Source organism: Streptomyces sp. NPDC001108 (genome assembly GCF_053598535.1).
In genome coordinates this window covers 18,778-32,175 of sequence record NZ_JBSFKL010000002.1, presented here as the reverse complement: position 1 = coordinate 32,175, position 13,398 = coordinate 18,778, and the positions used below count along the sequence as shown (strand labels likewise).

Below are 13,398 nucleotides of genomic sequence, written 5' to 3'. Positions count from 1 at the left end.
TCTACGGGCGTGCGTCGAGCATGTCGAGGTAGTGCCGGTTGTACATCACGCCCAGGACGTTCCCGAAGGGATCGGTCACGGAGGCGGTGACGAAGCCGGGGCCGCGCTCCATGAGCGGTTCGTACTCCTTCGCCCCCAGGGACAGCAGCCGTTCCAGCGTCGCGGGCACGTCGTCGACGTGCCAGTACACGATCGCGCCGCCCGGACCTGCCTCCGCGCCGGCGGGCGCGTAGCGGCTGTCGATCAGCCCCAGCTCGTGCTGGTGGTCGCCGATCCGGAACTCCGCGTACCCGGGGCGCTCGAAGTACGGCTCGACGCCCAGCAGTTCCGTGTACCACTCCTTCGCCGCCGTCAGGTCCGTGGTCCAGAAGCTGACGGTGGTCAGTCCTCGCAGCATGGCGCCCCCTTGGTCACCCGCCGGGGTCCCGTACCCCGGCCGGTGCCGCGACTGTAGGACGCCATCAGGTCGGATTCCGTTTTATTGGGGCTCAGGAGGCCGGGGCGGGCAGGAACTCCGGCTGGTCGAGCAGGCGCAGCCAGCTTCCGTCGGGCTGGCGGCGGACGACCTGCGCACGGGCCCCGGTGCCGTCCTTCGGCGGGGTCGAGGTGAGCGCGATGTCGCCGCTGACCAGGGTGGGCAGCGGCTGCTCCGGCGCGAAACGCGGGGCGTGGGCCAGCACCTTTGCCCACAGCTCACGGATCGCCTCCCGGCCGACCGTCAGCCGGCCGGGAGGATAGGCGAGCACCGCGTCCTCCTCGTAGAGCGCGGCGACCCCGGCCGCGTCCCCGGCATTGGACCGCTCCACGAACAGACGGGTGATGTCCTCGGGGCGCATGGCCTTCTCGTACTCCGGCACGGGTTCCTCCTGCTGTCGGGCATCGGCACCGCCGCGGTGCCGCTTCGGTCCTTCCAGGGTGGTGGCCCGGTGATCAGAAGTCCAACAGATGGAAATGCTGAGAACTAGAATCTCTGGTCATGGATCTGAGGCAGTTGGAGTACTTCGTCGCGGTCGCCGAGGAACGGAACTTCACCCGCGCCGCGGAGCGGGTGCACATCAGCCAGTCCGGTGTCAGCGCGCAGATCGGACGGCTCGAACGGGAGCTGGGCGCCGAGCTGTTCGACCGGTCGGCCCGCACCGTCATGCTCACCGTCGCCGGGAAGGCCGTTCTCGAACACGCCCGTGCCGCGCTCGCCGCGGCCGGAGCGGTCGGGCAGGCGGTGGGGGAGGTGACCGGCCTGATCCGTGGCGCGCTGACCGTGGGGATGGTCGTGGGCTGCACCCTCACCCCGCTCTTCGACGCCCTCGCCGCCTTCCACGAGGAGCACCCGGGCGTGGAGCTCTCGCTGCTGGAGGACCGGTCCGACCGGCTCCTCGACGACGTACGCGCCGGCGCCGTCGACCTGGCGCTCGTCGGCACCGCGACCGCCGCCCACGAGGGGCTGGAGACGCTGACCGTCCTCGGCGAACGGCTCGTCGCGGCGGTCCCGGCCGGGCACCCCCTGGCCCGGCGACGGCGGGTCGTCCTGGGTGACCTGATGGCCCATCCGATCGTCTGCATGCCGCCCGGGACCGGCCTGCGCGCGGTGTTCGACCTGGCCTGCGCCGCACAGGGCCTCCGGCCCGTGATCGCGTTGCAGGCCAGCGCGGCGGAGGCACTGGCCGACCTCGCCGCCCGGGGCCTCGGCGTCGCCGTCCTCAGCGGTTCCATGGCCGAGGCCCACCGGGACCGGCTCACCGCCCGCACCCTCGTCGACGTCGAGACGCCGGGGCTGCTGGCCCTGGTCTGGAGGAGCGCCCACAACCCGGCGGTGCGCGCGATGGTCGGGCACGCCCGGTCCGCGTTCCGGGACTTTCCCGGCGTGCGCCCGTAGCCCCCCGGTCCCGTGGGTAGACAGTCCCTCGTTCAGGTGACGCCGGGACAACCGGCCCCGGGCACCGGCGGCCGACGCCAGGATGGCCCATCGACATGCGACCGTGGACTGTCTGTAGGGAGCGGAAGATGCGGGACCGGAAGCGGGCGACCCCGCTGGACCATGCCATCCAGGCGTATCCGGTGCAGGACGGAACCGACGCCCACTCGCACTTCGGGTGCGTGCTCCATCTGCGCGGGACCCCGCCGGACGCCGACGGCCTCCGCCGCCACCTGGAGGAGCGGCTCGCCCGGCTCCCCGGCCTGCGCACCGTGCTGGACGCCCGGACCGGCCGCTGGCACACCAAGGACCCCGACCTCGCCCTGCACGTGCAGGAGTTGTTGGTGCCGCCCGGGGACGACGCCCTGCGCGACGCGGCGCGGGAGGTCCTGCGGACGCCGCTCCCCGGGGACGTTCCCCCTTGGCTGATGGCGCTCCTCCGCGAGGAGGAGTCCGGCCGCTGCGCCCTGGTGTACCGGGTCCACCACGCCGTCCAGGACGGTGCGGGCATGCTGCACACGCTGGAGGAGCTGTTCTCGGCGGAGCCCGTCGCGCCGCAGGAGTCGTCGGCCGTGTACCGGAAGGCCCAGGGGGTCCGGCTGTCCCGGCCGGGGGACTGGCTGCGGGCCGGGGCCCTGACGCTGCGGCTCCTCGGACGGTGCCGGGCGTGGCAGGCCCCGGAGTACCGCTTCTCCACCACCCGGGATCTCGACTGCGTCGCCGTCCCGGCCGACTGGCTCAACCCGCCCGACGGGGAGGGCGGTTCCCGCAACGACGTGTTCCTCGCCGCGACGGCACGGGCGGTACGGAACTGGGCCGCCGCGTCCGGCGCGGGACCGGTGCGCCGGGGCGAGGTCTCCATGCTGGTCCCCGCCAACCTGCGCACGGACCGGGATCTCGACCGGCCCGGCAACCCGCTGGTGCTCGCGCCGGTGCGGGTGCCCGCGCCCCCGGCCGGGCGCCCGGCGCCGGTGCGTTCCGCCACCCGGGCGTTGCGCGACCCCGCCGTACGGTTCCTGCTCGACCGGTTCGGCGGGATCATGCCCCACCGGCTCGCCGCCCTCCAGCTCAGGTCGCTCGGCACCCCGTCCCGGACCATGCCGATCGTGTCGAACCTGACGCTCCGTCATCCGCTGGCGGTGCTGGGCGCCGAGGTGGTGCGGATCGACCCCCTGATGTGTCTGCCGCAGGGATTTCCCTTCACCGTGCTGATGATCACCCACGGCGGGACCTCGGTGGCGTGCTTCGTGACGGAATCGGGCCTGCCCGGCCTGGCCACGCTCCCCGCGCGCTGGCGCGACGCGCTCGACGACCTCCGGACGGCCGGCCACGGCACGGTCCCGGACCCGCGAACGGGGACGGGGGCCGGGGAGAGCCCGGACCCGGCGCCGGCGCGTCCCTGACACGCCGCGCCGGACCGGCCGGTGCCCCGGCCGCTACGTCAGACTGTCCCGCCACGCCCGGTGCAGGCCCGCGAAGCGGCCGGTGGCGGCGATGAGTTCGGCGGGGGTGCCGTCCTCCACGACGCGGCCGTGCTCCATCACCAGGACCCGGTCCGCGATCTCCACCGTGGACAGCCGGTGGGCGATCACCACCGCGGTCCGACCGTGCAGCACCGTGTCCATCGCCTGCTGCACCGCGCGCTCGCCGGGGATGTCCAGCGAGCTGGTCGCCTCGTCGAGGATCAGCACCGCCGGGTCGGCGAGCAGGGCGCGGGCGAAGCCGACGAGCTGGCGCTGGCCGGCCGAGATCCGGCCGCCCCGCTTGCGCACGTCGGTGTCGTAGCCGTCGGGCAGGGCGCTGATGAACTCGTGCGCCCCGATCGCCTTCGCGGCCCGCTCGATGTCCGCGCGGCTCGCGTCCGGGCTGCCGATCGCGATGTTCTCCGCGACCGTCCCGGAGAACAGGAACGCCTCCTGCGTCACCATCACCACCCCGCGCCGCAGTTCCGGTACGGCCAGGTCCCGCAGGTCCGTGCCGTCGAGCAGCACCCGGCCCTCCGTCGGGTCGTAGAACCGGGCCAGCAGCTTCGCCAGCGTCGACTTGCCCGCGCCGGTCGAGCCGACCACGGCGACGGTCTGCCCGGCCGGGATCGTCAGATCGAACCGGGGCAGTACCTCGCCGCCCGTCCGGTACGCGAACCGCACCCCGTCGAAGACGACCTCCCGGCCCGGGGCCTCGCCGGTGCGGGCGGGCAGCTCCCGGGGGGCCGGGGGCTCCGGCACGGACGGGGTCTGGGCCAGCAGCCCCGCGATCTTCTTCAGCGAGGCGGCCGCCGACTGGTACGAGTTGAGGAACATGCCGAGCCGGTCGATCGGGTCGTACAGCCGGCGCAGGTACAGCACCGCCGCCGCCAGCACACCGAGCGCCAGCGTCCCCGAGGCCACCCGGTACGCGCCCCAGAGCACGATCCCGGCGACGGCGGTGTTGGCGACCAGCCGCGAGCCGACGACATAGCGGGCCATCTCCAGCATGGCGCTGCCGTTGTACCAGCGGTGGGTGTGGTTCAGCTCCTCGAAGCGCGCCTCGTTGGCCCGCTCGCGGCGGAACGCCTGGACGGGACGGATGCCGTTCATCGTCTCGGCGAACTTCACGATGACCCCGGCGGTCGCCGTGGACTTCGCGCCGTACATCTCCCCGGCCCGCCGCTGGAACTGCCGCACCAGCAGGTACAGCGGGACGAACGACAGCACGGCGACCGCCCCCAGCCCGAGATCCAGCCACAGCAGCATCAGCGAGATGGTGACGAAGGAGAGCACCACGCCGATCAGTTCCTGGAGCCCCTCCTCCAGCAACTCCCGCAGCGACTCCACGTCCGTGGTGGAACGGGAGATCAGCCGGCCCGAGGTGTAGCGATCGTGGAAGTCCACGCTGAGTTCCTGGGCGTGGCGGAAGATCCGGCCCCGCAGGTCGAGCAGCGCGTTCTGGCTGATCAGGCCGGACAGCCGGACGAACCCGTACTGCGTGGCCCCGGACACCACCGAGCAGAGCGCGTACCCGACCGCCACCGCGACCAGCGCTCCGTACTCCGCGTCCCGGAACGCGGGCACCCCCCTGTCGATGGCGTACGCGACGAGCAGCGGGCCCGCCTGCATCGCCGCCTGCTGGACCACGAGGAGCAGCGCGACCAGCGCCACCCGGCTCCGCATCGGCCGCAGCAGCGACCTGAGCAGCGTGCCGGTCGCCCCGGGCGGGGTGGGCAGATCGTCCTGGTCGAAGCCGTCCTCCGCGCCGGGCTCCGCCGCGTTCGCCGGGGCCGCCGGACTCCCGGCGGGCGTCGTCGTACTGGTCATCGGGTGAGGCCCTTCTCGGCGGGGAGGTCCGGGGCGAACGGGGCACCGGCGGGGGACGGCTCGGGGAATGCGTCCGGGCCGACCCCGTCCGGTATCCGCGAGGCGCCCGACATCAGCCAGGCGTACTCGGCGCTGTCGCGCAGCAGTTCCTGATGGGTGCCCACGGCGGTGATCCGGCCCCCGGAGAGCAGCGCCACCCGGTCCGCGAGCATCACGGTGGACGGCCGGTGCGCGACCACGATCGCCGTGGTCTCGGCCAGGACCTTGCGCAGGGCGGCCTCCACCAGCGCCTCCGTGTGCACGTCGAGCGCGGAAAGCGGGTCGTCGAGGACCAGGAAGCGCGGCCGGCCGACCACCGCGCGGGCCAGCGCGAGCCGTTGCCGCTGCCCGCCGGAGAGGCTGAGCCCCTGCTCGCCGACCTGGGTGCCGACGCCCTCGGGCAGCTCGTGCACGAAGTCGGCCTGGGCGATGGAGAGCGCCCTGCGCAGCTCCTCCTCCCCGGCCCCCTCGGCGCCCATCAGCACGTTCTCCCCGACGCTCGCCGAGAAGAGCGTCGGCTCCTCGAAGGCCACCGAGACCAGCTCGCGCAGCCGCTCCCGGGGCATGGCGGCGATGTCCGTGCCGTCCAGGGTGATCCGCCCGGCGGTGACGTCGTACAGCCGGGGGACCAGCGCGGTGAGCGTCGTCTTCCCGGAGCCCGTCCCGCCGACCAGGGCCATCGTCTCGCCGGGGCGGACGCGCAAATCGATCCGGGACAGTACGGGCTCGGAGCCCGGCTCCGCGTCGGGATAGCGGAACTCGACGCCCTCGAAGACCATCTCGCCGCGGGCCGGGCCGTCCTCGCCGCCGGTCGCGGGGACGTGTGCGGCGGCTGTGTCCGCGTCCGCCTCCTCGGGCTCGTCCATCACCTCGAAGAAGCGGTCGGCCGCCGTCGCCGCCTCCTGGCACATCGCCAGCAGGAAGCCGATCGACTCGACCGGCCACCGCAGGGCCAGCGCCGTGGAGAGGAACGCGACCAGGGTGCCCGCCGACAGACCGCCGTCCGCGACCTGGACCGTGCCGAGCACCAGCGCCGCACCGATCGCCAGCTCCGGGATCAGGGTGATGGCCGACCAGATGCCCGCCAGGAGCCGGGCCTTCTCCAGCTCCATGGTCCGCAGCCGCTCCGTGAGCGCGCGGAAGGCGAGGGCCTGGCTGCGGTGGCGGCCGAAGCCCTTGACGATCCGGATGCCGAGCACGCTCTCCTCGACGACCGTGGTCAGATCGCCGACCTGGTCCTGGGCCCGGCGGGCCACGGTGGCGAACTTGCTCTCGAAGGCCGAGCAGATGATCATCAGCGGCACGACCGGGATGAGCAGGATCAGTCCCAGCGTCCACTGCTGTGCCAGCAGAATGACGAAACCGACCACGATCGTGGCGCCGTTGACCAGCAGGAAGGTCAGCGGGAACGCCAGGAACATCCGCAGCAGCATCAGATCCGTGGTCGCGCGGGAGAGCAGCTGCCCCGAGGGCCAGCGGTCGTGGAAGGAGACCGGGAGCCGCTGGAGACGGCGGTACAGATCCGACCGCATCTCCGCCTCGACCCCGGCCAGCGGCCGCGCCACCATCCACCGCCGCACCCCGAAGAGCCCCGCCTCGGCCACGCCGAGCAGCAGCAGATACAGGGCGCCGAGCCAGACGCCGCCGGGGTCGCGGTCCGCCACCGGACCGTCGACCATCCACTTCAGGACGAGCGGGATCACCAGGCCGACGCAGGACGCGGCGATCGCGACCAGCGCGGCACCGGAAAGCCGCTTCCGTACCGGTTTCACGTAGGGCCACAAGCGCATCAGGGACTGCGCGGTGGACCGTTCCTTGGTCACTGCATGTTCTTCGGGCATCACAGTCGAGACTACGGTTCGCCCCTGACATCGCTCATGTGGTTTTCCACCGGCTCCGAGCACGCGCGATTGTGGAGGAGCGCTGGTCGTAGCCGGTATCAACCGATCGGCCGATGCCGGTTCGAGCGCGATGGACGATGGTGCGCCGGCGCGCGCTTCACGATGCTCGGAGCCATGGCAATCATCGAAGCGAACGGGGTGCGCAAGGCGTACGCCGGGCGCACCGTGGTCGACGGCGTGAGCTTCGCCGTCGACGAGGGGGAGATCTTCGGGATCCTCGGCCCCAACGGTGCGGGCAAGACCACCACGGTGGAGTGCGTCGGGGGACTGCGCGCCCCCGACGCCGGGACGATCCGGGTCGCCGGGTTCGACCCCGCCGCCGACCGCGCCCGGGTCACCCGGCTGCTCGGCGCCCAGCTCCAGGAGAGCGAGCTCCAGCCCAAGATCACCGTGGCCGAGGCGCTGGAGCTGTACAGCGCCTTCTACCCGGACCCCGCCGACTGGCGGCAGCTCGCCGAACGGCTCGGCCTGCACACCAAGTACGGCACCCGGTTCGCCAAGCTGTCCGGCGGACAGAAGCAGCGGCTGTCCATCGCGCTCGCCCTGGTCGGCAACCCCCGGGTGGTGATCCTCGACGAGCTGACCACCGGGCTGGACCCGCGGGCCCGCCGGGACACCTGGCAGCTGATCGAGGACGTGCGCGCGGGCGGCGTCACCGTCCTGCTGGTCACCCACTTCATGGAGGAGGCCCAGCAGCTCTGCGACCGGATCGCCGTGATCGACAAGGGCCGGATCGTCGCCCTCGACACCCCGTCCGGGCTGATCGGCCGGGCCGACGGCTCCACGGTCATCTCCTTCACCCCCTCGCGGCCGCTCGACGACACCGACCTGGCCGCCCTGCCCGGCGCGGTCTCCGTCCGGCGCGAGGACGGCGGCGAGCGGATCGTCATCGGCGGCGACGACACGACCGTCAACGCGGTCATCTCGCTGCTGGCCCGGCACGGCATCACCGCCCAGCGGCTCCGCGTCTCGGAGGCCACGCTCGACGACGCCTTCCTCGACCTCACCGACCAGACGGAACAGGCGGCCTGAGATGACCACCGCGAACCCGGCCCCCGCCACCGCGCCTTCGGCCCCGGCCCCGGCCTCCGCGCACCGGGCGGTGCTCCGCGCCGAGACCCGGCTCTTCCTCCGCGAACCCGGCAGCCTCTTCTGGATCATGGTCTTCCCGAGCGTGCTCCTGGTGATCCTCGGCCTCGTCCCCTCCTTCCGGGAGCACTCCGACGACCTCGGCGGCAGGCGCGTCATCGACCTCTACGTACCGGTGGCGGTGCTGCTCGGCATGATCATGGCCGGGCTCCAGGCCATGCCGCCCGTCCTCACCGGCTACCGCGAACGCGGCATCCTGCGCCGGATGTCCACCACCCCGGTACGCCCCTCCGCGCTGCTCACCGCGCAGATCGCGCTGCACGCCGTCGCCGCGCTCGGCTCCGCCGTACTGGCCATGGCGGTCGGCCGGATCGGCTTCGGCGTCGCGCTGCCCGGACAGCCGGCCGGGTACGCCGTGGCGCTGCTGCTGGCCGTGGCGAGCGTGCTGGCGCTCGGCTCGCTGCTCTGCGCCCTCGCCCGTACGGCCAAGGCGTCCGCCGCGCTCGGCTCGGTCGTCTACCTGGTCACGATGTTCACCGCCGGGGTCTGGATCCCGGTCCAGAGCATGCCCGACACCCTGCGCACCATCGTCCGGTTCACCCCGTTCGGCGCCGCTTCCGAGGCGCTGAACCGGGCGGCCTCCGGCAGTTGGCCCGAGCTGACCCAGCTCGGGGTGACCGCGCTCTGGGCGGCCCTGGTGGCTTTCCTCGCGACCCGGCTCTTCCGCTGGGAGTGACCGGACCCGGGGAGGCCGGGCAGACTGCCGTCATGGACGAGGGGAACGCACCCGTGGTGGGACGGGCCGGACGGGCGTGCGGGAAGAGCCCCGACGTGGGCTGGGACCGGTTCTTCCGGTACGGGCCCTACGGGATGCTCGGCCTGGGCACCGCCCTGGCCGCCCTGAGCGCCCCGCTCCTGATGAACCGCGCCGACCTGCGCAATGCCGCGGTGCTGGTCCCGGTGACGCTCGCGCTCCTGCTCTGGTGGGGCCGGAGCGGGCCGGGGGCACCCGACAAGGGATGGGCGGCGCGCTGCTACTTCACCGTCCGTACCGTGCTCGCCTTCGCCCTGACCTGGTGCAATCCGTTCTTCTCGGTGTTCGCGAGCCTCGGGTACTTCGACGCCGCCCGGTTGCTCCCCGGCCGGGCCGTGCGCCCCGGGCTGCTGGCCACCGCCGTCATCCTGGCCGCGGCGCAGTCCGGCAGCGGTCTGCCGCCCGCCTCCACGATGAACTGGATCGCCTTCGGTGCCCTGTTCGTCCTGCACGCCACCATCACCATGACCTTCGCCAACATCGGCGACCGGGAGGCCGACCACGCCCGGGTCCAGGCGACCACCATCACCGATCTGGAGTCGGCCAACGCCCGCCTCGAACAGGCCCTCGCGGAGAACGCCGGACTCCACGCCCAACTCCTCGTCCAGGCCCGCGAGGCGGGTGTGGCCGACGAGCGCCGCAGACTCGCCGCCGAGATCCACGACACCCTGGCCCAGGGGCTGACCGGGATCATCGCCCAGCTCCAGGTGGTCTCCTCGATCGGCGACACCGACCCGGAGCTGGCCCGTACGCATCTGGACCGGGCCGCCGCCCTCGCCCGGCACAGCCTCGGCGAGGCCCGCCGCTCGGTCCACGACCTGGTCCCCGCCGCGCTGGCCCACGACGACCTGCCGGGCGCGCTGAAGCGCACGGTCGCCGGATGGGGGGAACGCCACGGTGTCCGGGCCGGGTTCACCGTCACCGGCACCGTCGAACCGGTCCACGACGAGATCGCCGCCACCCTCCTGCGGATCGGCGAGGAGGCCCTCGCCAACGCCGCCCGCCACGCAGACGCCTCCCGGGTCGGCGTCACCCTGTCGTTCATGGACGACGAACTCACCCTGGACGTACGGGACGACGGGTGCGGCTTCGACCCGGACGCGCTGCCTCCGTACAGCGGGGCGGGCGGTTTCGGGCTCGGCGGGATGCGGGCCCGCGCCGAACGCGTCGCGGGCACCGTGGAGGTGGAGACGGAGCCGGGCCGGGGCACGGCGGTCAGCGCACGGGTCCCCCTGGTCCGCACCGCCGCCTGACCCGTACGGTTGTCCTGCCATGGTTCAGGATTCCGCACGCGTCATCACGCTCGTCGTCGTCGACGACCACCCGGTCGTACGGGACGGTCTGCGCGGCATGTTCGACTCGTCCCCCGGCTTCGAGGTCCTCGGCGAGGCGGCGAACGGGGTGGAGGGTGTCGAGCTGGCGGCCCGGCTCGACCCGGACGTCGTCCTGATGGACCTCCGGATGCCGGGCGGCGGCGGGGTCGCCGCCATCGCCGAGCTGACCCGGCGCGGAGCCCGCTCCAGGGTCCTCGTGCTCACCACGTACGACACCGACTCCGACACCCTGCCCGCGATCGAGGCGGGCGCCACCGGCTATCTGCTCAAGGACGCCCCGCGCGACGAGCTGTTCACCGCCGTCCGGGCCGCCGCCGACGGGCGCACCGTCCTCTCGCCCGCCGTCGCCTCCCGGCTGATCTCCCGGGTGCGCACCCCGGTGACGGGCGGCGAAACCCTCTCGGCGCGCGAGCGCGAGGTGCTCGAACTCGTGGCGAAGGGGACCTCCAACCGGGAGATCGCCACCGAACTCTTCATCAGCGAGGCCACGGTGAAGACGCACCTCACCCATGTCTTCGCCAAGCTCGGCGCCAAGGACCGCGCCGCCGCCGTGGCCATCGGCTACGACCGGGGCATCCTCGGCTGACCGGGCCTCCGCACGGCGCCCGGAGCGGGCCCGCGCCCCGGCCCGGATTGGTACCTGAGCCGGTGTCCACCTTGGTACGGAACGGTGACATGCGCGGGGTCATTTCCCGATAGCCGGTGTGATTATCTTTCACCGAGCGTGCACATGCAGCGCGCGGGGGAGGGAACCGAGGTTCCCGGGGCCATGGCGGGGCCAGGCCGTGTGAGGGGAGAAGACCACATTGAACGGGCAGCCGATATCGGGGACATCGGCCGGGGCGAACGGCATGCGGGGCAGGCGGCGGACCGCCGGACTGGCCCTGATGACGGGTGCGTTGCTGCTGATGGTGACGGCCTGCGGCGGGGAGGACGAGGCGGGCGGCGCCGGGAAGGGCGGCGGCAAGGCGGGGGACACCTCCGCCTCGACGGCCGTGGTGACCGTGGCGCCCAAGGACGGCGCCGAGTCCGTCGCGACCAGCGGCGCACTGAAGATCTCGGCCGCGGAGGGGAAGCTGACCACGGTCAAGGTCTCCGACCCCAAGGGCGCCGAGGTCGAGGGGAAGATCGCGGCCGACGGCGCGAGCTGGGCCCCGGACCAGCACCTGGCCGCGGCGACGAAGTACAAGGTCCACGCGATCGCCAAGGACTCCAAGGGCCGTGAGTCGGCGAAGGACACCACCTTCACCACGCTCGTCCCGCAGAACACCTTCATCGGGCAGTACACCCCGGAGGACGGTTCCACGGTCGGCGTCGGCATGCCGGTCTCGATCCACTTCACCCGCGGCATCACCGACCCCGAAGCGGTCGAGAAGGCCATCAAGGTGACGGCCGAGCCGTCCGTCCCGGTCGAGGGCCACTGGTTCGGCAACGACCGCCTCGACTTCCGCCCCGAGGACTACTGGGCCGCCGGCACCAAGGTGACCGTCAAGCTCAACCTCGACGGCGTCGAGGGGCGGCCCGGGGTCTACGGCAAGCAGGCCAAGACGATCTCCTTCACCATCGGCCGCAAGCAGGTCAGCACGGTCGACGCGAGCAGCCACCGGATGAAGGTCGTCCGCGACGACCGACAGATCAAGGACATCCCGATCTCCGCGGGCGCCCCGGCGACCACCACGTACAACGGTCAGATGGTCATCAGCGAGAAGCTCAAGGTGACCCGGATGAACGGTGACACCGTCGGCTTCGGCGGCGAGTACGACATCAAGGACGTGCCGCACGCCATGCGGCTCTCCACCTCGGGTACCTTCATCCACGGCAACTACTGGGGCGGCTCCGGCATCTTCGGGACGACCAACACCAGCCACGGCTGCGTCGGTCTCCAGGACGTGCGCGGCGCCTGGAGCAAGGACACCCCGGCCGCCTGGTTCTTCAACAACTCGCTCATCGGCGACGTCGTGGTCGTGAAGAACTCGAAGGACAAGACGATCCAGCCGGACAACGGCCTCAACGGCTGGAACATGTCCTGGGCCGAGTGGACCAAGTGACCCGCTAGGTCTCTCGTTTGGATCAGGCCGGACCCCGCGAGCCCGGCATGATCGAAACGAAAGGCCTTGGAGCCGCATACCGGCGGTACGACGACGGGCCCGGCGCCGCGACGAGCGGCACCGGGCCCGTCGCCGTGTGACCGACCGCACGGGCCCCAGCCCCGTTAGCGGCGGTTAACCTGCCTTCCATGACAGCGAATCTCGAAGTACGCGACGGAGTCGGCACGATCCGGCTGGACCGCCCGCCCATGAACGCCCTGGACGTCGCCACCCAGGACCGGCTGCGCGAGCTCGCCGAGGAGGCGACCCGGCGCGAGGACGTGCGCGCCGTGGTCCTCTACGGCGGCGAGAAGGTGTTCGCGGCCGGCGCGGACATCAAGGAGATGCAGGTGATGGACCACGCGGCGATGGTCGTACGGTCCAAGGCGCTCCAGGACTCCTTCACCGCCGTGGCCCGCATTCCCAAGCCCGTCGTCGCCGCCGTCACCGGCTACGCCCTGGGCGGCGGCTGCGAGCTGGCGCTCTGCGCCGACTTCCGGATCGCCGCCGACAACGCCAAGCTGGGCCAGCCCGAGATCCTGCTCGGGCTGATCCCCGGCGCTGGCGGCACCCAGCGCCTCTCCCGGCTGGTCGGCCCCTCCCGGGCCAAGGACCTGATCTTCACCGGCCGTCACGTCCGCGCCGAGGAGGCGCTGACGATCGGTCTGGTGGACCGGGTGGTGCCCGCCGCCGAGGTGTACGAGCAGGCGTACGCCTGGGCCGCCGCGCTGGCGAAGGGCCCGGCCATGGCGCTGCGGGCCGCCAAGGAGTCCATCGACGCCGGCCTGGAGACCGACCTCGACACCGGGCTCACCATCGAGCGGAACTGGTTCGCGGGGCTGTTCGCCACCGAGGACCGGGAGCGCGGAATGCGCAGTTTCGTCGAGGAGGGACCGGGCAAGGCCAAATTCCTCTGACCGAACGCAAGT

12 protein-coding genes are annotated in these 13,398 nt (G+C 72.6%); 8 read left to right on the top strand and 4 right to left on the bottom strand.

The annotated features are described in order from the left end of the window. Position 1: 1 nt before the first annotated feature. Both ACWC97_RS04975 and ACWC97_RS04970 read right to left on the bottom strand, forming a co-directional pair. On the bottom strand, positions 2 to 397 hold the full coding sequence (locus ACWC97_RS04975; protein ID WP_385215281.1) for a VOC family protein: 396 nt from the start codon (positions 395 to 397) through the stop codon (positions 2 to 4). Positions 398 to 488: 91 nt separating this feature from the next. After that, positions 489 to 857 carry a YybH family protein gene (locus ACWC97_RS04970; RefSeq protein WP_450647512.1) on the bottom strand — a complete coding sequence of 123 codons (369 nt, stop codon included), beginning with the start codon at positions 855 to 857 and terminating at the stop codon, positions 489 to 491. A 119-nt stretch (positions 858 to 976) separates the two neighbouring features. Between ACWC97_RS04970 and ACWC97_RS04965 the strand changes: the two genes are divergently transcribed. After that, positions 977 to 1,873 (top strand): LysR family transcriptional regulator, encoded by an 897-nt coding sequence (locus ACWC97_RS04965; RefSeq protein WP_450647510.1) that lies wholly within the window; start codon positions 977 to 979, stop codon positions 1,871 to 1,873. A 128-nt stretch (positions 1,874 to 2,001) separates the two neighbouring features. Next, positions 2,002 to 3,315 carry a wax ester/triacylglycerol synthase domain-containing protein gene (locus ACWC97_RS04960; RefSeq protein WP_450647509.1) on the top strand — a complete coding sequence of 438 codons (1,314 nt, stop codon included), beginning with the start codon at positions 2,002 to 2,004 and terminating at the stop codon, positions 3,313 to 3,315. 33 nt (positions 3,316 to 3,348) lie between these two features. Here the strand turns inward: ACWC97_RS04960 and ACWC97_RS04955 are convergent, their stop codons facing one another. After that, the gene (locus ACWC97_RS04955) at positions 3,349 to 5,205 is read right to left on the bottom strand and encodes an ABC transporter ATP-binding protein (protein ID WP_450647507.1); all 1,857 of its coding nucleotides are present in this window, start codon (positions 5,203 to 5,205) and stop codon (positions 3,349 to 3,351) included. Next, positions 5,202 to 7,085 carry an ABC transporter ATP-binding protein gene (locus tag ACWC97_RS04950; RefSeq protein WP_450647505.1) on the bottom strand — a complete coding sequence of 628 codons (1,884 nt, stop codon included), beginning with the start codon at positions 7,083 to 7,085 and terminating at the stop codon, positions 5,202 to 5,204. The genes ACWC97_RS04955 and ACWC97_RS04950 overlap by 4 nt, the downstream gene beginning before the upstream one ends. Before the next feature lie 174 nt (positions 7,086 to 7,259). Here ACWC97_RS04950 and ACWC97_RS04945 point away from each other — a divergent pair, with 174 nt between their 5' ends. The 6 genes from ACWC97_RS04945 (at position 7,260) to ACWC97_RS04920 (ending at position 13,386) form a co-directional block, all read left to right on the top strand. Then, entirely contained in the window at positions 7,260 to 8,177 is a 918-nt protein-coding gene (locus ACWC97_RS04945) for an ATP-binding cassette domain-containing protein (RefSeq protein ID WP_450647503.1), read from the top strand. Position 8,178: 1 nt separating this feature from the next. Next, on the top strand, positions 8,179 to 8,970 hold the full coding sequence (locus ACWC97_RS04940; RefSeq protein WP_392280748.1) for an ABC transporter permease: 792 nt from the start codon (positions 8,179 to 8,181) through the stop codon (positions 8,968 to 8,970). A gap of 32 nt (positions 8,971 to 9,002) precedes the next feature. Further along, entirely contained in the window at positions 9,003 to 10,301 is a 1,299-nt protein-coding gene (locus ACWC97_RS04935; RefSeq protein ID WP_450647501.1) for a sensor histidine kinase, read from the top strand. A gap of 19 nt (positions 10,302 to 10,320) precedes the next feature. Continuing rightward, entirely contained in the window at positions 10,321 to 10,968 is a 648-nt protein-coding gene (locus ACWC97_RS04930) for a response regulator (RefSeq protein WP_450647499.1), read from the top strand. Between the two features lie 220 nt (positions 10,969 to 11,188). Then, entirely contained in the window at positions 11,189 to 12,430 is a 1,242-nt protein-coding gene (locus ACWC97_RS04925; protein WP_450647497.1) for a L,D-transpeptidase, read from the top strand. Positions 12,431 to 12,618: 188 nt separating this feature from the next. After that, positions 12,619 to 13,386, top strand: a complete 768-nt coding sequence (locus ACWC97_RS04920; protein ID WP_352277321.1) for an enoyl-CoA hydratase/isomerase family protein — start codon at positions 12,619 to 12,621, stop codon at positions 13,384 to 13,386. Positions 13,387 to 13,398 lie beyond the last annotated feature (12 nt).

Coding starts and splice junctions, on each gene's coding strand:
- ACWC97_RS04975 (WP_385215281.1), bottom strand. CDS start 397: ATGCTGCGAGGACTGACCACCGTCAGCTTCTGGACCACGGACCTGACG.
- ACWC97_RS04965 (WP_450647510.1), top strand. CDS start 977: ATGGATCTGAGGCAGTTGGAGTACTTCGTCGCGGTCGCCGAGGAACGG.
- ACWC97_RS04960 (WP_450647509.1), top strand. CDS start 2,002: ATGCGGGACCGGAAGCGGGCGACCCCGCTGGACCATGCCATCCAGGCG.
- ACWC97_RS04955 (WP_450647507.1), bottom strand. CDS start 5,205: ATGACCAGTACGACGACGCCCGCCGGGAGTCCGGCGGCCCCGGCGAAC.
- ACWC97_RS04950 (WP_450647505.1), bottom strand. CDS start 7,085: ATGCCCGAAGAACATGCAGTGACCAAGGAACGGTCCACCGCGCAGTCC.
- ACWC97_RS04945 (WP_450647503.1), top strand. CDS start 7,260: ATGGCAATCATCGAAGCGAACGGGGTGCGCAAGGCGTACGCCGGGCGC.
- ACWC97_RS04940 (WP_392280748.1), top strand. CDS start 8,179: ATGACCACCGCGAACCCGGCCCCCGCCACCGCGCCTTCGGCCCCGGCC.
- ACWC97_RS04935 (WP_450647501.1), top strand. CDS start 9,003: ATGGACGAGGGGAACGCACCCGTGGTGGGACGGGCCGGACGGGCGTGC.
- ACWC97_RS04930 (WP_450647499.1), top strand. CDS start 10,321: ATGGTTCAGGATTCCGCACGCGTCATCACGCTCGTCGTCGTCGACGAC.
- ACWC97_RS04920 (WP_352277321.1), top strand. CDS start 12,619: ATGACAGCGAATCTCGAAGTACGCGACGGAGTCGGCACGATCCGGCTG.